General features: G+C 71.1%; 11 protein-coding genes and 1 pseudogene. 6 read left to right on the top strand and 6 right to left on the bottom strand.

Translation table 11 applies throughout. The features are described from left to right. The first annotated feature begins 76 nt into the window (after window positions 1–76). The 4 genes from ACE1OC_RS03555 (at window position 77) to ACE1OC_RS03570 (ending at window position 3,596) form a co-directional block, all read left to right on the top strand. Window positions 77–655: a TetR/AcrR family transcriptional regulator gene (locus tag ACE1OC_RS03555; protein ID WP_407835752.1), complete on the top strand. Its 579-nt coding sequence runs from the start codon at window positions 77–79 to the stop codon at window positions 653–655. A gap of 161 nt (window positions 656–816) precedes the next feature. Beyond that, window positions 817–1,911 (top strand): hypothetical protein, encoded by a 1,095-nt coding sequence (locus ACE1OC_RS03560; protein ID WP_407835753.1) that lies wholly within the window; start codon window positions 817–819, stop codon window positions 1,909–1,911. Window positions 1,912–2,066: 155 nt separating this feature from the next. Further along, on the top strand, window positions 2,067–2,576 hold the full coding sequence (locus tag ACE1OC_RS03565; protein WP_407835754.1) for a hypothetical protein: 510 nt from the start codon (window positions 2,067–2,069) through the stop codon (window positions 2,574–2,576). A 141-nt stretch (window positions 2,577–2,717) separates the two neighbouring features. Beyond that, window positions 2,718–3,596, top strand: coding sequence for a MetQ/NlpA family ABC transporter substrate-binding protein (locus tag ACE1OC_RS03570; protein ID WP_407835755.1), 879 nt, complete (start codon window positions 2,718–2,720; stop codon window positions 3,594–3,596). 199 nt (window positions 3,597–3,795) lie between these two features. Here ACE1OC_RS03570 and ACE1OC_RS03575 read toward each other — a convergent pair. Next, a pseudogene (locus ACE1OC_RS03575) lies at window positions 3,796–4,401 on the bottom strand (ABC transporter substrate-binding protein); the annotation flags it as partial. A 503-nt stretch (window positions 4,402–4,904) separates the two neighbouring features. Beyond that, on the bottom strand, window positions 4,905–6,158 hold the full coding sequence (locus tag ACE1OC_RS03580; RefSeq protein ID WP_407835756.1) for an ROK family transcriptional regulator: 1,254 nt from the start codon (window positions 6,156–6,158) through the stop codon (window positions 4,905–4,907). 991 nt (window positions 6,159–7,149) lie between these two features. Here ACE1OC_RS03580 and ACE1OC_RS03585 point away from each other — a divergent pair. Continuing rightward, window positions 7,150–9,174: an ATP-binding cassette domain-containing protein gene (locus tag ACE1OC_RS03585; protein ID WP_407835757.1), complete on the top strand. Its 2,025-nt coding sequence runs from the start codon at window positions 7,150–7,152 to the stop codon at window positions 9,172–9,174. Between the two features lie 43 nt (window positions 9,175–9,217). Further along, complete coding sequence (locus ACE1OC_RS03590) at window positions 9,218–10,615, top strand: NUDIX domain-containing protein (protein ID WP_407835758.1); 1,398 nt, start codon at window positions 9,218–9,220, stop codon at window positions 10,613–10,615. A gap of 53 nt (window positions 10,616–10,668) precedes the next feature. Here ACE1OC_RS03590 and ACE1OC_RS03595 read toward each other — a convergent pair whose 3' ends face one another. From ACE1OC_RS03595 to ACE1OC_RS03610, 4 genes are all read right to left on the bottom strand, one after another. Next, window positions 10,669–10,995, bottom strand: coding sequence for an L-rhamnose mutarotase (locus tag ACE1OC_RS03595; RefSeq protein ID WP_407835759.1), 327 nt, complete (start codon window positions 10,993–10,995; stop codon window positions 10,669–10,671). Continuing rightward, window positions 10,992–14,216: a discoidin domain-containing protein gene (locus ACE1OC_RS03600; protein WP_407835760.1), complete on the bottom strand. Its 3,225-nt coding sequence runs from the start codon at window positions 14,214–14,216 to the stop codon at window positions 10,992–10,994. The genes ACE1OC_RS03595 and ACE1OC_RS03600 overlap by 4 nt, the downstream gene beginning before the upstream one ends. 378 nt (window positions 14,217–14,594) lie before the next feature. Beyond that, a complete protein-coding gene (locus ACE1OC_RS03605; protein WP_407835761.1) occupies window positions 14,595–16,058 on the bottom strand; it encodes a rhamnulokinase in 1,464 nt (487 codons plus the stop codon). Between the two features lie 7 nt (window positions 16,059–16,065). Next, complete coding sequence (locus ACE1OC_RS03610; RefSeq protein WP_407835762.1) at window positions 16,066–18,105, bottom strand: bifunctional aldolase/short-chain dehydrogenase; 2,040 nt, start codon at window positions 18,103–18,105, stop codon at window positions 16,066–16,068. Between the last annotated feature and the right edge of the window lie 26 nt (window positions 18,106–18,131).

The following is an 18,131-nucleotide window of genomic DNA, read 5'->3' on the forward strand; positions in this document are numbered from 1 at the left end:
TGCGTGATCAGTGTGTGGCTTGGAACTGACAGCTGTCAACACGAGACGTAGCGTTGCGCTCGGATAGAGTCGGTCCGTGAGTCCCGCAACCCGCAGCGAAGAGTCCCGGCAGGCCATCATCGAGGCCGCTCTCGGCCTCTGCGTGGAGAGGGGATTCGCCTCGACCACGATCGAGGGCATCGCCGCCCGGGCGGGGGTCGGCAAGACGACCATCTACCGGTGGTGGCCCTCCAAGGCCGCCATCCTCATCGAGGGCGTGGAGAACGCCCGGGACGCCGCCGCCGGCTTTCCCGATACCGGTGACATCCGTGCGGACCTGGCCGCTCAGACCTCGAGCGTCATGCGCCTGTTCAACACGGAGTTCGGCGAGATCTGGCGAGGACTGATCGGGGCCGCCCAATCCGATGAGGCTGCCGCGGAGGGGGTCACCCGCATCCTGCGGGTCTCCATCGACGCGTGCGTAGAGCGTCTCGCCACGGCGCGCGACGCCGGGCAGATCCGCACCGACCTCGACCTCGAGATGGCCGTCGAACTGCTCTACGGGCCGATCTACCACACCTGGCTCCTGCGCACCCGCCCCCTGCCGGAGGCGTACATGGAATCGGTTCTCGCCACGCTACTGCCCGCGCTGGTGCCTGCACCCGACCCGCATTGACCCGCGCAGGCACGTTTCTTCGTGTCGCAGGCTGGGGAAGGCTCGGGAGTCGCGCCGCGCTCGCCGCCCGGGGGATCAACAGGGGTGGGCGGGGGCGGTCGGCGCCGTATCAGTCCGAGAAGACAGGGGAGATCTTCTTGATGCCCGTAGTGGTTTCCGCGATGTTATCCGTGATGGTGGCGCCCTCCGCGCTCTCCGCGCCCTCCGGCGCCGCCGTCTCGATGTACGAACTGCCGCTCCTGGCAGGTCATTCCAGCAGCTCGGCCCAGGCGATGAACGACGCCGGCGACGTCGTGGGGCTCTCGCTGGACGAGAACGAGGAAGGTTACCTCGTACGGTGGGGCGCCGACGGCTCCCTCACCCGCCTGCAGGCCGTCTCCGGAGGTTCGGGCGGCCAGGCGGTCAAGATCGTCGAGGACGGCACCGTGGCCGGCTTCACCGCCACGCCGGACGGCGTGCGCCATGCCGCCCGATGGGAGGCGTCGGGCGCCCTCACCCGGCTCGAGGAGCCGGCGGGCTACGTCGACGGCGAGGCCCAGGACATCAACGACTCCCACGTCGCCGTGGGGCGCCTGTCGACGGCCGCTCGCACGCGCCCGGTGCGCTGGGGCCCGGACGGCCGGGCGACCGTACTGCGCCTGCCCCCGAAGGCGGAGGGAGGTGTCGCCACCGGGATCAACAAGCGGGGGGAGATCGCCGGTTACGCGTTCGTGCCGGGCGAGAAGACCCGCGCCGTGCGCTGGGACACCGCGGGCCGCGTCCACGATCTCGGCTCGCTCGGGGGTTCGTACAGCGAGCCGACCGCGATCAACGACCGCGGCACGGTGATCGGCCGGGCGACCGACGGGTCCGGGGAATGGAAGGCCGTCCGAGCCGCGCGCGGGAAGAAGTTCGAGGCCCTGCCCTCGCAGGGGATCGGGGCGCGGTCCGTGAGCGTCAACAACGCGGATGTCATCGTCGGGAACGTCAAGGACCACGCGGTGCGGTGGGACGGGAACGTCACCACCGCGCTCGCGGTGCTGCCCGGCACCGGCCGGGTCTTCGTGAACGGGATCAACGACGCGGGGACGGGCGTCGGCACCTCCGACGAGCGTGCCGTGACCTGGGACCCGCTGGGGAGGGTCACGGCCCTTCCCCTGCCCGCCGGCATCGACACGACCCAGCCGCTCGCGATCAACGCGAACGGGAGCGTCGCGGGCGACGTGGGCAGTTCGCGGAGCTGGCCGGTCCGCTGGCGCGCCGTCGTCTGGAAGTAGCCGACGCGGCGCCAGCCCTCCCGCACCCGCCCTCCAGGACCCGCCCTCCGGCGCCCACCCGCCCGGTCGGTCGGGACCGCCCGTGCGGCGGTCCCGGCCCGGCTCCGGCGGGCCGTTCTTGACGATCACGTGACCGTATCCGATCTTCCTGACGCATGCGGGACCGATCGGGTTCTCCTTGCCCGAGGCGACGTGGACACCCCACCGACAACACGGCGATCATCACGGACCCGGCGGCCCCCCGGCTGCGGACCCGTCTGACCCGCTTCGACCACGAGGTGCGCGGCATCATCCGAGCCCACGGTGCGAAGCCGGGCTCCTCGACCTTGCTGGACGGAGTCTTCTGGTCCGACGAGCTGAAGCAGACCACCTACGAGCGCTCGCGCGCGTTCGAGGTCAACCGGGTCGACCCGGCGGGGCTGCGCCACATCGCCGACGTCATCCGCAAGCAGTACCACCAGGAGTCGGTGCTGACGTTCCGCTGCCTGCCGCGGGACGCGCCGGACACCGACGCCGTGGAGATCCAGGCCCCGGGCGTGAGTCCGACCCGCCTCCACGACGCCCTCCTCGCCGACCTCCCCCTCGCCAAGAAGCTCACGGCGGAACTGGGCGTCGACTGGGACACCGCGGAAGTCCGCTACGGGGACGAGGAGTTCGTGGGCTGACGATCCACACCCCCCTTCCCCCTTCCTTTCATTCATTGCAAATTCATGAATCGAACCAAAGATTCGAAGGTATCTGGACGAGTTCGATCTACGATCCAGCTATCCCTTCGTTTGGCTCTTCCTCTGCACATGGATCACACAATGATTTCTGTACTGCCGCGTCGACGTACCCTGCTCGCCGCCTCAACCGCCGCCGCCGTCGCCCTCCTCCTCTCCGGATGCGGCGCCGGAGGCTCGGACGAGCACCGCATCCGGGTCGGCGTCTCCGGAGACTCCCCGGAGTGGGACGTCCTCGCCAAGGAGGCCAAGAAGGAGGGCCTCACCGTGGAGACGGTGGTGTTCGACGACTACTCGCTGCCCAACAAGGCCCTCAGCGCGGGCGACATCGAGCTCAACGCCTTCCAGCACCTGGTCTTCCTCGCCCAGTCGAACACCGAGAACAAGACCGACATCGCCCCCATCGCCGCGACCACGGTGGTCCCCCTCGGCCTCTACTCCAGCAAGCACAAGCAGCTCGCGGACCTACCCGACCGGGCCGAGATAGCCCTGCCCAACGACCCCGCCAACCAGGGGCGCGGCCTGCGCGTGCTGGAACAGGCGAAGATCATCGAACTGCGGAAGGACGCGGGGCTGTTCGCCACCCCCGACGACATCACCGCCAACCCCAAACACGTCAAGCTCACTCCGGTCAACGCCCAGCAGACCCCCCGGACCCTCAAGGACACGGACGCCGCGATCATCAACGACGGCGTGGCCGAACTCGCCGGCATCAAGGCCGACACGGCGCTCTTCAAGGACGATCCGGCCGGGCCGCAGTCCGTGCCCTACCTGAACGTCATCGCCGCCCGCGCGGACCGGAAGGACGACCCGGACTACCAGAAGATCGTCAAGCTCTACGCCTCGCAGGCCGTACAGGACGAGGTCCGCCGCACCAGCAACGGCACCGCCCACCACATCGAGCTGCCCGCCGCCGAGCTGCAGGCCGAGGTGGCCCGCATCCAGAAGCAGCTGAAGCGATGACCGCCGCCGTGGAACTGCGCGACGTCGCGAAGGAGTTCCCGGGCGGAGCGCGCGCCGTGGACGGAGTCAGCTTCACCGTCGGAGCGGGCACCGTCTCGACGACCTCGGCCGGTATGCCGCGGGCCCCGTCCTTGCCGTACTGGGTCAGGTACTTGGTCAGGGTCGGCTCGCCCAGGGGCGCGACGTCGACCTGCTTCGACTGGAGTGCGGTGAGGAACTGGGTGCTCGGCAGCGCCACGAGCTGGACGTCGGAATGGGCGATCCCGGCCTTCTTCAGGGCCCGCAGGACGACCACGCCCTGGGCTTGCCCCTGGGAGAAGGCGATCTTCTTGCCCTTGAAGTCCGCTGCGGCCGTGATGGACGAGCCGGGCGCGGTGGCGAACGTGTAGGTGGGCTTGGGGCGTTCCTGCACGGCGACGATCCGGGCCTTCACGCCGATGGCCTCGGCCTGGATCGGCGGAATTCCCGCATTGCTCGCGATGTCGATCGAGCGCGCCCGGAATCCCTGGATGATGTCGGGGCCCGCATTGAGATTGACCCACGAGGAGACCTTGAAGGGAAGGTTCTTGTCGAGTCCGGACGTGGCCAGTTGGATCTGCGAGGTCCGCACGGCCACGGCCAGGGACGTTCCGGCGGGCGGCGGTCCGGTGGGCAGCTCGCCCACTGGTTCGGAATGGGCGGTGTTCGTGGCCTGGGGGGCACATCCGGCGGCAGCCAGAAATGCACTGCCGGCGAGCGTGAGGAATCCTCTGCGCCCCAATCGGGGAGGGGAAGTACGGGAGGGCATGGACGTTCCTGTTCTCATGACGGGGATGCGACGGTCGCCGGGGGGGTTCACCTTGAAGCGGGCCGGGTCGACCGGGCCCACCGCCGGATGCGAGGACAAGGAAATGCTCAAGATTTCCCCAGGATGAATGGTGCCGCGCGCTTCGTTTCCGTGGTGCGGCGTCCGCCGGAAACGGCGGTGCGGAAAAGGGCAGCAGGAACCGGGTCACGGCGAAAACGGGCGCGGCAGGGCATGGACCGGCGAGGAACCGGCCGCCGTCGGGATTGCCGCGGAAGGCGTACGCAAGAAGAGAACGAAGAGGAAGAAAGGCGCAGCGCGTCAGGACGGCAAGGGAAGCGCCGTCGGCTCTCGTGTCAACAACAACAGGAGCGGTGCGCGTACCGTCGGTTCCTCTGCGGGCTGTTCATGAATCCAGTCTCCCTTTCGGGGAACGACCCGGTCAACAATGCAACTTTCTGAATTGAGTCGGTTTCCGGAAGCCGCGATCGGCGAGCGGCGATCGGTCAGGAGACGGCGCCGGGTCAGGAGACGGCGGCCAGTGCCGGCCACGGACCGAGCGGGTCGTCGTGCAGGGCGCCCAGGGCGACGGCCGCACCCGCCGTGGCGAGCACCGAACCGGTGAAGCTGCTCGGTACGACGGACCGGGCGGCGTCGTCGCAGACCAGGGACCGTGCCTCCACCTCCGCCCGCAACTCCTCCATGCACGCGGGCAGTCGGCCCGTACCCGGTTCGACCACGACGAGCACCTCGGGGTCGAACATGTCCAGCAGGACCGCGGCCGCCCGGCCCGTGAGCCTGGCCCGCTGACGGAACAGCTCCACCGCCACGGGATCCCCCTCGACGGCGAGGTCGAGCAGTTCGGCGAACCTCGTGACGGGCAGGCCCCGTTCGACGGCCCGGCGCACCATGGCCGGCTCCGAGACCTCGGACTGGAGGCAGCCGGCCGTGCCGCAGGTGCAGCACGCTCCCGCGGAGGCGGTGCCCACCGGCAGGTGCGCCACGTTGCCCGCGCCGAAGCGCGGTCCCTGGTGCACGGCGCCCGCGGTGACGAACGCCGCGTCCACGACGTTGCCGACGAACAGTACGACGGCGCTGCGCCGGGTACCCACGTCGCCGAAGAGCTGCTCGGCGCGCGCGAGGGCCCGCGAGTGGCTGTCGAGGTACACGGGCACGCCGGTCGCCCCGGCGAGTTCGTCCCGTACGGGAACGCCCCGCAAGCCCAGTTGGGGGTGGTGCACCACGGTTCCGGCTTCGGGATCGACCCAGTGCCCGGTGGCGACGCCGAGGGCCAGCGCCGTCCGCCCGGACCCGTGCGCGGCCAGCAGCCGGGGCAGTCCGGCCGCCACCCGGGCGAGCACCCGCCCGGGTTCGCTGCCCTCGTGGGGCCGGCGCTCCTGCGCGACGATCCGCCCGGTCAGGTCCATCAGGGAGAGCGTCACGTGGGGCACCGCGATGTGCGCCCCGGCGACGAGGAAGCGGCTGGTGTCGATCTCCACCGGGATGAACGGGCGGCCCAGCCCCCGAGGGCCCGCCGTCTCGGGGCCCTCCCTGACCAGCCCCCTGTCCAGCAGCGCCCCGCAGTGCCCGCTGACCGACGCGGGCGAGAGTCCGGTGAGCCGGGCGATGGTGCTGCGGGCGACGGGACCGTGGTCGAGGACGGCGCCCAGCACCGCTCCGGTACCGGACACCCTCCGCAGCGGGTTCGCACCGGCCGGCGGGATGTCGGAACGGCGCAGTGGAGCGAGGCGGTCGGCTGAGGTCTTCGATCTGTCCACGGGGGCCTTCCAGGTCCTGTGCGGTGGCACGCGAAGCCCGGACTTCCGGACCGGCTCGTGACGGGCGGCCGGCTCCGGGCAGGGGCGTGCGCGGGAAGCTCCGCGGAGGGAGCACTGTTCACCAGAACGCGGGGACGCTACGGGAGTTCAGGCTCCGGACCCGCCGTTGGGCGGGACGAAGACGAGGGATCCGCGCGGTCGCCGTACGGTCAGGACCACTGACACGCGGCGGAGCAGACACGCTTCAGGTCGACGTGACCTCGTGTCGTCAGAAGCGCGGATCGGTACATGGCGCGCAACATAGCCGGGGCGGCGCGAGCCGGTCAATCGGCTGCCCGCACCGTGGACGACCCCCCGCCGCGCCCCGTCCGCAACCGCGGGGGCGGGAAACCACGGCGAACACCGGGTGACGAGCCGCCCCGCCGCCCGGCTGCCGGGGCGTCACCCCGGGGCGGCCGACACGACATCGGCACGAGATGTACATGTTCCGCTCGTCGCACGAGGGGCCCCGGGCGCCGCGCTCAGTTGCGGCAGACGCGTTCCACCAGGTCCTGCCAGGCCTCGGCCGTGCGGGCCCTCGCCCGGGTTCCACGGGATCCCGGTCCTCGCGCACCAGGAGTCGGCAGCCGCTTCGCCACGAAGCCGCGTAACCCCGCCCGTCACACGTGTATCAACACCGGCGTTTCGGCCAGCGCCCTCCCGGGCGAGACCCGCACGCCTCAAGGGTGGATGCACCCTGCACGAGCAGCCTTCCGCGCTCCTGTACGGGATCCGCTTCGTCTCAAACACGCGTGTTCGATCCGGTGCCCCCGGTCGTTGACCCCGGCACCATCACGTGAACACAACACACCGCGCAGCAAATCCAGTTGACCTCATCCGGCAGCACAGGCACGTTCTTCGGCAGCCGGGCTCCCCCATCGAGAGGCATCCCCATGACGCCCGCTCGTTCCGAACTCCTCGACCTTGTCCGACAGAAAGCGGGGTGGACCGTATGACCGACCGGCAACAGGCCGACGGAGAGTCGTCCGCGGTGGACGAAGAGTCCCCCGCGGTGTCGGAGTCGGAGCGACTGCTGTTCGGCGGGGAGCTCGCGTACGACGTCGGTTGGGAACGGCACGAAGGCGCCTGGCTGAAGCTCGGCCTCGTGACCATGGCCAAGGCCTTGCCCCGCATGATCAGCACCGGACTGAAGCTCGCGCACCTCGCCGACGCACGCGCCCTGCGCGTGGTGCTCGGCGCCGAGGTCGGGCGGGGCGTCGCCCAGGCGGTCGGGCTGGTCGCGGTCAACGGCGTACTGGGCCACGTGCTGGCCGACGGCACGACCAACCAGCGCCTGGCCCAGGCCGTCCCCTCGCTCGTCCTGGTCGCGGTCACGGCGTTGCTGGCCTCGCTGCTGCGCTCCGCGTCGACGGCGGCCACCGGCGAGCTCGAACCCAAGGTCCAGCGGGTCGCCACGGAGCGGTACCTGGGACTGGTGCACCGGGTGGAGCTCGCGGCGATCGAGGACGACGAGTTCCACCGGCTGCTGGACGCGGCCCGCTACGGGGCCGACTCCGCCCGCCGGATGATCCGGTACTGCACCAACACGTTGAACTCCGGGATCTCCCTGATCGCGGCCGCCGGTGTGCTCACGGTGCTCCACGTCGCGCTCCTGCCCCTGCTGGTCCTGATGACCTTGCCGAGCGCGTGGAGTTCGCTGACGATCTCCAAGCAGCGCTACATCAGCTTCCACACCTTCGTGCAGCACGCGCGGGCCGGGCACCTGCTCGGGCAGTTGCTGACCCAGCGGGAGGCCGCCGCCGAGGTCCGGGTCCACGAGGTCGGGCCCTTCCTCCTCGGTCACTTCCGGCAGATGGCCGAGACCAGCGAGCGCGAGCAGACCCGCCTGGCCCGCAACGCCGCCAGGATCGGGCTGATCGCGGACGGTGCTTCCGGGGCCGCGACCCTCCTCACGTACGGGGCGCTGGGGCTGCTGCTGTGGAGCGGCCGAATGGACCTGGCGGTCGCGGGCACCGCGGTGCTCGCCATCCGAGCCGGCTCCTCCAGCCTCGACGGCCTGGTCCTGCAGATGGCGGACCTGCACCAGGAGTCGCTCTTCGTCGCCGACTACGAGCGGCTGTGCACGGAGGCCGAGGCGCGCGCGATCCCGGAGACCGGGGAGGACCTGCCCGAGCAGGTGCGGGAGATCCGCTTCGAGAAGGTCACGTTCACCTACCCGGGCTCCGGCGGCGAGACCCCGGATCCGACCCTGCGCGAGGTGTCCCTGTCCTTCCCGATGGGCAAGGTCATCGCCTTGGTCGGGGCCAACGGCTCGGGCAAGTCCACCGTCGTCAAACTCCTGGCCGGCCTGCACCTTCCCGACGAGGGCGGCGGCACGATCTGGTGGGACGACGTGGACGCCGCCAAAGCCGACCGAGGACAGATCTTCGCCCGCATCGCCCTCATGTCGCAGTCCTTCTTCCGGTGGCCTTTCACGGTGCGGGTCAACATCGGCATCGGCCGGCCCACCGTGCCCATCGAGGACGCGGCGGTGCAGGACGCGGCGGCCTTCTCCGGCGCCGACAAGTTCATCGCCGCACTCCCCCGGGGCTTCGGAACGCTCCTGGGCCGGGGATACAAGGGCGGGCGCGAGGCGTCCGGCGGGGAATGGCAGCTGACGGGCATCAGCCGCGCCTGGTACAAACGCGCCGGGATCCTGGTGGTCGACGAGCCCACCAGCGCTCTGGACGCGGTCGCCGAGCAGCGGGTCTTCGACCAGATTCGCGCGCTCGCCGCGACCGGCCAGACGATCATCTTCATCACCCACCGACTGCATTCGGTGCGGCAGGCCGACGTCATCCACGTCATGAAGGACGGCCGGCTCGCCGAGTCCGGAACGTTCTCGGAGCTCATGGACGAGGCCACCGGCACGGGGGACTTCAGGGATTCCTACCTGATCCAGGCGGCCGCGTTCGCGGAAACCCTGCCCGCCCAGCGCGCCCCCGCCGCGGGCACCAAGACGGAGGAGCGCGCGTGAACGCCGCGGTGCGCATCGGAACCGGCCGACCCGGGGCGGCGCGGTGAGCGGCGGGGCCGCCCGGCACACGGTGCCGGTCGACGTCCACCTCATCCTGCGCCGCGACACCGGGTACGGCCCCGAGGTCCTGCTGTCCCGCCGCGCCGGACCGGTCTACGCGACGGGGCTGTGGCACCTCCCGTCCGGGCACCTCGACCCCGGCGAGACCATGGTCGAGGGGGTGATCCGGGAAGCCCGTGAGGAGACCGGCGTCCTCATCGACCCGGAGGACGTCACCGCTGCCGTCACCGTCCACCACCGCCCTCCCGTCGGCGCCAACTCCCGGATCGGCGTGTTCTTCGAGGTCCGGCGGTGGTCGGGACGGCCCCGGGTGAGGGAGCCGGACCGGTGCGACGGCATGGGCTGGTACCCCCTTGACGGGCTGCCGGAGCCGATGGTCGCGTACTGCCGGGCGGGCCTGGACGCCTACCGCGCCGGGCTGCCCGCCGCCGTGCACTTCCAGCACCCCGGCGAACCCGTCCGGCACGCCCCGGCCGGCCCCGACCGCACCCGCCTCCTGCCCGGCCCGCCCACCGACGGGGTGGAGTTGCCCCATCGGCTGCAGGTGTTCGCCGAGCAGGCCGTCGGCCGGATCATCGGGACGACGGAGGTCTCCCGGCGCCGGACCCGGAACCGGGTCTGGCGGATCACCGGTCCCGACGGTGGCGTCTGGTACCTCAAACGGCACTGCGAGGCGCGGTTCCACGACCGGGAGGTGGCCGCGTACCGGACCTGGGTGCATGCGCTCGGGCCCGGCGCGCCCCGCCTCGTCGCGGCCGACACCGCAGGACGGGCCGTCGTCATCACCGCCCTGGCGGGACGGTCCCCGCACGGCATGCTCCTCGACACCGCCGTCGAGCGGCGGGTGCAGCACGCGTTGGGCCGCCTCGCCTCCGCCCTGCACCGCAGCACACCGGAGCGGCCTGCCGGCCCCCCGGCGGCATGGGGGAAGGTGAAGCGCCACCTGGAGGAGGCCGGGCCGCACCTGGCCGCCGGGGACGAGGAGCTGGTCCTCGCCTTGGCCCGGACCTACGAGGACCTCCCGCGGCCCGCAGCGGTGCTGACGCACGGGGACCTGCAGTACCGCAACGTCCTCCTCGCCGACGACGGCGAGCTGCGACTGTTCGACTTCGAGCGGTCGGAGTACGGCACCGCCACGCGGGACATGGTCCGCCTGAGCGACACCTGGACCGGGCGGCCCGACCTGCGCGCCGCGTTCCTCGACGGATACGGCAGAGCTCTCACGCCCGCCGAGGATCTCCGCCTGGACTGCGAGACGGCCTTCGACGCGGTTTCAGGCATCGCGTACGGCCAGGCCCACGACGACCCCGAACTCGCCGAACGCGGCCGCCGCACCCTGCTCCGACTCCGGCTCCGGCTCCGAGCCGCCGAGGACACGTAGCCCGCCACGGGCATCTCGTGCACGCCGCAACGAGATGCCTCCTCTCAGGACCGTCAGTCCAGGTGGAACACCTCCGTCAGCGGTGCCATCGCCTGGTCGGCCGGCGTGCCGTCCAGGTGCTGGAAGTAGCGGGACATCTCGGCCTGCCAGCGGGCGTTGACCTCGGTGGCGGACATCGCCTCGCGGGCGCGGACGAAGTCCTCGGTCTCCAGGTAGCCGACGAGCAGGCCGTCCGGGCGCAGGAACAGGGAGTAGTTGGTCCAGCCGGTGGCCCGGAGGGCGTCGAGCATCTCCGGCCACACCCGGGCGTGGCGCTCCCGGTACTCGTCGACGAGTTCGGCCTTCACCTGGAGCAGGAAGCAGATCCGGTGCTTCGTCATGAGACACCGATCCCCGCGAGCTGCATGTAGTACACGCCGAACTGGTCGGCGGTGAGCGTGGTGCCGGTGACCCTCACGTACCGGGCGGTCGTGGCGGCGAAGGCGAAGGATTGGCCGCCCGCTCCGGGGCGCGGGTACGAGCTCTTCGACACCACGGTGGTCCAGTTCGTGCCGTTGGCCGAGACCTGGACGGTGAAGGCCGACGGGAAGCCGCGCCCGGTGTTCGGAGCGTCGTCACGGGGGTACAACGTGACCTGGCCGATCCGTGACGGGCCGCCGAGGTCCACCCGCGCCCACTGCGTGGTGTTCGGGGACCCGGCCCCGGCGCTGCTCCAGCCCGAGGAGTTCCACAGGTGGGTGTGGTGGATCCCGTTGGTGAGGTTGGCGGTCAGCCAGCCCTCGTTGGGGTATTCGACCGAGCTGGAGGTGGTCGCCGTGCGGCCCAGTGCCAGGTCTCCGCCGACGGCCTCGATCTCCGCGAACTGCATGCGGTAGTCGCCGAACTGATCCGTCCTCAGGTTGGTCCCCGTCACCTTCACGTAGCGCGCGATGACCGACGCGAACGGGAAGGTCTGCGCCGTGGCGCCGGGCCTCGCGTACCCGGTCCGGGTGCTGACCGTGGTCCAGTTCGTGCCGTCGGTGGAGGTCTGGATGGTGAAGTCGACCGGGAATCCCTGACCGGCGTTGGCCCCGTCGCTGCGCGGGTAGAGGTCCACCCGGCTCAGCTTCCGGGTCGAGCCCAGGTCCAGCCGCGCCCATTCGGTGTGGTTGGTGGCGGTACTGCCGGAGCTGCTCCACCCCGCCGCGTTCGGCGCCGACGGCCGCTGCCCGTCGACCGCCGAGCGGATGCCCCAGCCGTCGGCCTCGTACGAGCTGGAGGCGGTGACGGCGGCGCTCTCGGCCGGGGCGAGAGAGGTCGGCATGACCCGGGCGTTCCAGAACTTCGCGCTGGCGCCTCCGGTGACCAGACCCACGTCGCCAGCGGTGAACGCCGCGTCGGTGACGGTCAGCACCGGCGCCTGACCCGTCCCGGAGTACACCTTCAGGACGTTCCCGCGCGCCACTACGCGCAGGCGGGTGCGCTGCCCCGACACGTAGCCGGGCACGGACGCCGCGCCGATCCGTGTGCCACTGCGGTAGACGAACACCTGGCCGTTGTCCCGCTGGGCGATCAGGTAGCCGGAGTCCAGGTCCGTTCCGTTGGCCGAACGCACCATCAGACCGGCCCAGTTGGTGCTTCCGCCGGACGAGTTCACTCCCGTGATCTGCAGGTCCACGCCGACCGAGACGTCGGTGTAGCCCCGGCCTCGCAGGTAGGAAACGTACCCCCACGCCGACGCGTCGGACTGCGCGTACTGGGCGCCGCTGGTCGACCAGGCCCCCCGGGTGTGGGTCCAGAAGTGGTCGCCGCCGCTGAAGTCGTCCGTGAACGGCAGCGCCAGGTCGCCGGTCGCCGAGGCCAGTTCGTCGAGGAGCTGCTTGTGCCGGCCCTCGACGTTCCACCCGGAGAGCTCGTACGCCGTCGGGTTGGTGATCAGCGTCTCGGCCAGGGTGCGTGCCGCCTGCGGCTTGACCGCCGCCAGCTGCTGCAGCAGTTCGAAGTCCTGCAGGCCCGCGGTCTGGGCTTCGCTGCGGAGGCTGTCGTAGATGCCGTACGCGGCCTTGTTCGGATAGACCAGCCAGTGGTCGCCGGTCTGGGAGGTGTTGAAGGTGTCGGCGGCCGGGTACGGCTCGCTGAACCCGTCGTGCCAGTAGTTCCAGCCCCAGTGCAGGTAGCCTTCGCCGCCGATCTTCCAGGTCAGCCAGGGGAGGAGCCTGGTCGCGCTGAGGTGGTTGCTGGTGAAGCGGTTCATGTACGAGCCCTGCGGGAGGATGCAGCTGTACAGCCACAGGTCCTTCCCGCTGATCCGGTAGTTCTGGTAGAGCGCGACGTTCGCGTCGTAGTTCGACGAGAGCGGGGTCTGCGTCGACAGGTGTGCGGCGTTCCCGGTGAAGTTGGTGAGCTGCGCCTCGTTGGTCCGCGGGTTCGGGAAGTACTTCTCGTAGAGGGTGTAGAGCCAGTTGGCGGCCGTGGCCTGCTGCGTGGTGGTGGGCTCGTCCAGGGCGCTCATGTAGAACTTGTTCGTCCAGCCCTTGGCGTCCAGGTGCGCCTTCAGCGCCGGGAACAACTGGTTCAGCCAGTCATTGGTGTCCGGGCAGCCGTTGGCCGGTGCGGAGTTGGGCCGGCAGAGCACGTGCTTGACCGCGCCGCTGACGCCGTTGACCGGCACCAGGGTGTCGAGGTTCGGATCGAGGGCGGGCGGCTCCAGCAGGGTCGGGGTGTAGAGGTACTGCATGGCCCCGGCGCTGACGAAGAGGTTGACGAACCGGTCGAAGGTGGACCAGCCGAAGGTGAAGCGGCCCGCGGCGTCGACGGTGGTGTCCGGTATCAGCAGGGCCACCGCGTCGGCGTAGATCACGTTGTTCCGGTGCCGCGCCATGTTCGCCGCGATGTTGGCCTCGACCTTCCACCAGTTGGCGTCGTACATCTTCACGCCGTACGCGTTCGGGATCGACGCCTCGGTGCCCGCGTAGTCCCAGCCCGCCGAGGAGAACCAGTTGTTCATCTTGAACGTGGACTGCGAGGTCGGCGGGATCGTGGCGCTGTACACGGTCACCGACACCGGCACCGTGACGGCGCCCAGGCTGCTGTTCACCGTGGCGCTGCCGATGTAGACGCCCGGCGCCTGACCGGCCGGAACGTAGACCTGGTAGTACGAGGCGTACGTGGTGTTGGCCGCCACCGACCGCGGACTGTTGTCCATCAGCGCGTCGTAGTAGGCGATCCCGCCGTCGGGCGGGTTCTGGACGTTGCCGATCTTCTGGATGTTCGGGTGGTTGTACTCGTAGCGCGTGGTGATGTTCGCGGCGGGAATGGTCGCGCCGCCGGGTCCGGTGAGTGCCCCGGAGGTGACGGACACCCCGGTCTGCGCCGAACCGGACCGCACCAGGATCTGGGCCCCCTCGTAGGCGTTGCGGGCCGCGTACAGCTCGATCCTGGTGGGCGCCCAGCCCGGCGGGGTGGTCGAGGTGAAGGGCCGGTCGGTGGCGTCCAGGATCCACACGGTCGGCGCGCCGGCGGCGCCGGCCGGAGGCGCGGCGAGGCCGGCCAGCAGCACTGCGGACAGTGACAGTGACAGGCTCACCAGGAGGCGCAGGGATCTGCGGCGACGCGTGCGCATGGAAACCCTCCGAACTCTGAGAAATGACTTCGAGAGCCGAACAGGCTTTGTTTCCACACCTGTTCGGGCCGCCGGCAATTGCCTTGCGGCGCGACTTTCGATCGACGCGTGGCCTCGCTGTTCGGAGTCCTGGAGACGGCGTGCGGGCAGCTCACAGCGGTGACAGCGAGTCGGGGATGACACGAAGGGCAGCCGCTGGTCGCGCGATCGCATCGGGAATATGCGCACCCGGCCACCTGACGGCCAGCACGTTTCCCTTCGGTAAAGGGAGTATTTCCAGAATTACGATCGGCAACCATTCGAATTTTAGCGATACTTGACTGACCGTCACGATCGGTAGGGCAGGGAGGGACAGCCTTCCATGCCGTGCACATCAGGTCAGGCGAGCCCCACGCGGGCGGCGGCGGCGTCCCACGCGCGGACGTCTCCCGTCGGCTCGTAGCGCCGCAGGCGCTGGGTGCGGGCGACCAGACGACGCATGGCGCCGCGGTCCTCGACCAGGCCGTGGGTGCGGGCCTGTACGAGGATGTTGCCGATGGCGGTGGCCTCGGCGGGTCCCGCGATGACGGGCAGGCCGGTGGCGTCCGCGGTGAGCCGGCACAGCAGGTCGTTGCGGCTGCCGCCGCCGACGAGGTGCACGGCGCGGATCGTGCGGCCGGTCAGCTGAGCTGCCTGGAAAAGGGTGTGCCGGTGCGCCAGGGCCAGGCTCTCCAGGATGCAGCGGACGACGGCTCCCTGCCCCTCGGGCAGGTGCTGGCCGGTGCGGGCGCAGTACTCGGCGAGGCGGGCCGGCAGGTCGCCGGGGGCGAGGAACTCGGGGGCGCCGGGGTCGACGAGCGCCGCGAACGGGCGGGCGGCCGCGGCACGTTCGAGCAGCTCGGGCAGGTGGTGCCTCTCGCCGCGGGCGCGCCAGGTGCGCCGGCTCTCGCTGAGCAGCCACAGACCCATGACGTTGCGCAGGTAGCGGACGGTGCCGTCGATGCCGAGTTCGTTGGTGAAGTTGGCGGCGCGGGAGGCGTCGGTGAGGACGGGCGCGTCGAGTTCGAGGCCGACGAGCGACCAGGTGCCGCAGGAGATGTAGGCGAAGTCCTCGGTGCCGGCGGGGACGGCGGCGACCGCGGAGGCGGTGTCGTGGGAGGCGACCGCGACCACGGGGGTGTCGGGGCGCAGGCCCGTGGCGGCGGCGACGTGCGGAAGGACGGTGCCGGCGTGGTCGCCGGGGCGGCGCAGTGCGGGCAGGAGGGCCGGGTCCAGGTCGAGCGCGGCGAGGACCGGGGCGGACCAGGCGCCGGTGCGGGCGTCGTACAGGCCCGTGGTGGAGGCGTTGGTGACCTCTGCGCCTACGGTGCCGGCGAGCCAGTGGGTGATCAGGTCGGGCAGCAGGAGCAGGGTGCGGGCGCGGTCGAGGTGCTTCTCGGCGGCGAGCTGGAAGATCGTGTTGAACGGCAGGTGCTGAAGGCCGGTGATCCGGTACAGCTCACGGGCCGGGATGCGGCTCCAGACGGCCTGGACGGCGGCGGCGCCGCGCGGGTCGCGGTAGTGGAACGGGTTGCCGAGGAGCGCGCCGTCGGCGTCGAGGAGCCCGTAGTCGACGGCCCAGCTGTCGATGCCGACGGAGGCGAGGTCCCAGCGCGCGGCGGCCTCGCGGAAGCCGTCCAGGACGCCTTGGTACAGGCCGAGGGCGTTCCAGTGGAGCCCGTCCGGGAGTTGGACGGGAGTGTTGTCGAAGCGGTGGGTCTCGGTGAGGTCGAGGCGGTTTCGGCCGACGCGGCCGACGAGCACCCGTCCGCTGGTGGCGCCGAGGTCCGCCGCGGCGAAGGCGGTCGGGGTGCGGGGCGTCACGGCCGCCTCAGCGCAGGAAGGCCGCGGCGACGCCGGCGTCGACGGGGATGTGGAGGCCGGTGGTGTGGGTGAGGTCGCCGCCGGTGAGGGCGAAGACGGCGGCGGCGACGTGCTCGGGCAGCACCTCGCGCTTGAGGAGGGTGCGCTGGGCGTAGAACGCGCCGAGCTGCTCCTCCGCGATGCCGTAGGTGGCGGCGCGCTGGGCGCCCCAGCCGCCGGCGAAGATGCCCGAGCCGCGGACCACGCCGTCCGGGTTGACGCCGTTGACGCGGATTCCGCGTTCGCCCAACTCGGCTGCGAGTAGCCGGACTTGGTGGGCCTGGTCGGCCTTGGTGGCGGAGTACGCGATGTTGTTGGGGCCGGCGAAGACCGCGTTCTTCGAGGCGATGTAGACGAGGTCGCCGCCCAGGCCCTGCCGGATCATGGTGCGGGCGGCCTCACGGGAGACGAGGAAGGAGCCGCGGGCCATGATGGCGTGCTGCCGGTCCCAGTCGTCGGCGGTGGTCTCCAGCAGCGGCTTGGAGATGGAGATGCCCGCGTTGTTGACCACCAGGTCGACACCGCCGAAGGCGAGGACCGCGGTGCGGAACGCCTCGGCGATCTGTTCCTCGGAGGTGACGTCGACGGTGACGGCCACGGCCCGGTCCGGGCCGCCGAGTTCGTCGGCGACGGCCCGGGCGGTGGCGGTGTTGACGTCGGCGACGACGACGCAGGCGCCCTCGGCGGCCAGGCGGTGCGCGATGGCCTTGCCGATGCCGGAGCCTGCGCCGGTGACCAGGGCGACGCGGGTGTCCAGCGGTTTGGGCGCGGGCTTCCGCCGCAGCTTCGCCTCTTCCAGAGCCCAGTACTCGATGGCGAACTTCTCGCGCTCCTCGATCGGGGCGTAGCCGGAGACCGCCTCCGCGCCGCGCATCACGTTGATCGCGTTGAGGTAGAACTCTCCCGCCACGCGGGCGGTCTGCTTGTCCCTGCCGAAGGAGAACATGCCGACGCCCGGGACCAGGACGATCGCCGGGTCGGCACCGCGCATGGGGGGCGAGTCCGCGGTGGCGTACCGCTCGTAGTAGGCCCGGTAGCCGGCCCGATAGTCGGTGTGCAGCTCCCGCAGGCGGGCGATCGCCTCGTCCAGGGGCGAGGTGGCGGGCAGGTCGAGGACCAGCGGGGCGACCTTGGTGCGCAGGAAGTGGTCGGGGCAGGAGGTGCCGAGGGCGGCCAGGCGGGGATGCTCGGCGCGGGCGAGGAAGTCCAACACGGGCGCGGCGTCGGTGAAGTGGCCGACCTGCGGGAGGTCGGTGGAGGCAAGACCGCGGATGACGGGGGCGAGCGAGGCGGCGCGCCGGCGGCGTTCGGCCTCGGGCAGGGCTTGGTAGCCGTCGAGCTGCGGGCCGAACGGCTCGGCCTTGCCGTGGCGGGCCAGGAAGGCTTCGGCGGTGCGGATGATGTGCAGGGCGTTGGCCTCGCACTCCTCGCTGGTGGCGCCCCAGGCGGTGATGCCGTGGCCACCGAGGACGCAGCCGACGGCCTGCGGATGGGTCCGCTTGACCTCGGCGATGTCCAGCCCGAGTTGGAAGCCGGGACGGCGCCAGGGCACCCACACCACGGCCTCGCCGAAGCAGGCGGCGGTGAGCTTCTCGCCGTCGGCGGCGGTGGCGAGCGCGATGCCGGAGTCGGGGTGCAGGTGGTCGACGTGCGCGGCGTCGACCAGACCGTGCATGGCGGTGTCGATGGACGGAGCCGCGCCGCCCTTGCCGTGCAGGCAGTACTCGAACGCGGCGACCATCTCGTCCTCCTGTTCCGCGCCCGGGTAGGTGTCGGCAAGGGCGCGCAGACGGTCCAGCCGCAGCACGGCCAGGCCCGCCTCGGCGAGGGTGCCGAGGTCGCCGCCGGAGCCCTTCACCCACATCAGGTCGACGGGCTGTCCGGTGACGGGGTCGGTGGCTGCGCCCTTGGCAGAGGTGTTGCCGCCGGCGTAGTTCGTGTTGCGCGGATCCGATCCGAGCCGGTGGGAGCGGGCGAGGAGGGCGGCGACGACGGGGTGCTGGACCATGGCGGGAGCAGCTTCCTTGTCTGGAG

Origin of the sequence: Streptomyces stoeckheimensis, assembly GCF_045822005.1 — a bacterium.
Classification (GTDB): Bacteria; Actinomycetota; Actinomycetes; order Streptomycetales; family Streptomycetaceae; genus Streptomyces; species Streptomyces stoeckheimensis.

Coding starts and splice junctions, on each gene's coding strand:
- ACE1OC_RS03560 (WP_407835753.1), top strand. CDS start 817: ATGTTATCCGTGATGGTGGCGCCCTCCGCGCTCTCCGCGCCCTCCGGC.
- ACE1OC_RS03565 (WP_407835754.1), top strand. CDS start 2,067: ATGCGGGACCGATCGGGTTCTCCTTGCCCGAGGCGACGTGGACACCCC.
- ACE1OC_RS03570 (WP_407835755.1), top strand. CDS start 2,718: ATGATTTCTGTACTGCCGCGTCGACGTACCCTGCTCGCCGCCTCAACC.
- ACE1OC_RS03585 (WP_407835757.1), top strand. CDS start 7,150: ATGACCGACCGGCAACAGGCCGACGGAGAGTCGTCCGCGGTGGACGAA.
- ACE1OC_RS03595 (WP_407835759.1), bottom strand. CDS start 10,995: ATGACGAAGCACCGGATCTGCTTCCTGCTCCAGGTGAAGGCCGAACTC.
- ACE1OC_RS03600 (WP_407835760.1), bottom strand. CDS start 14,216: ATGCGCACGCGTCGCCGCAGATCCCTGCGCCTCCTGGTGAGCCTGTCA.
- ACE1OC_RS03610 (WP_407835762.1), bottom strand. CDS start 18,105: ATGGTCCAGCACCCCGTCGTCGCCGCCCTCCTCGCCCGCTCCCACCGG.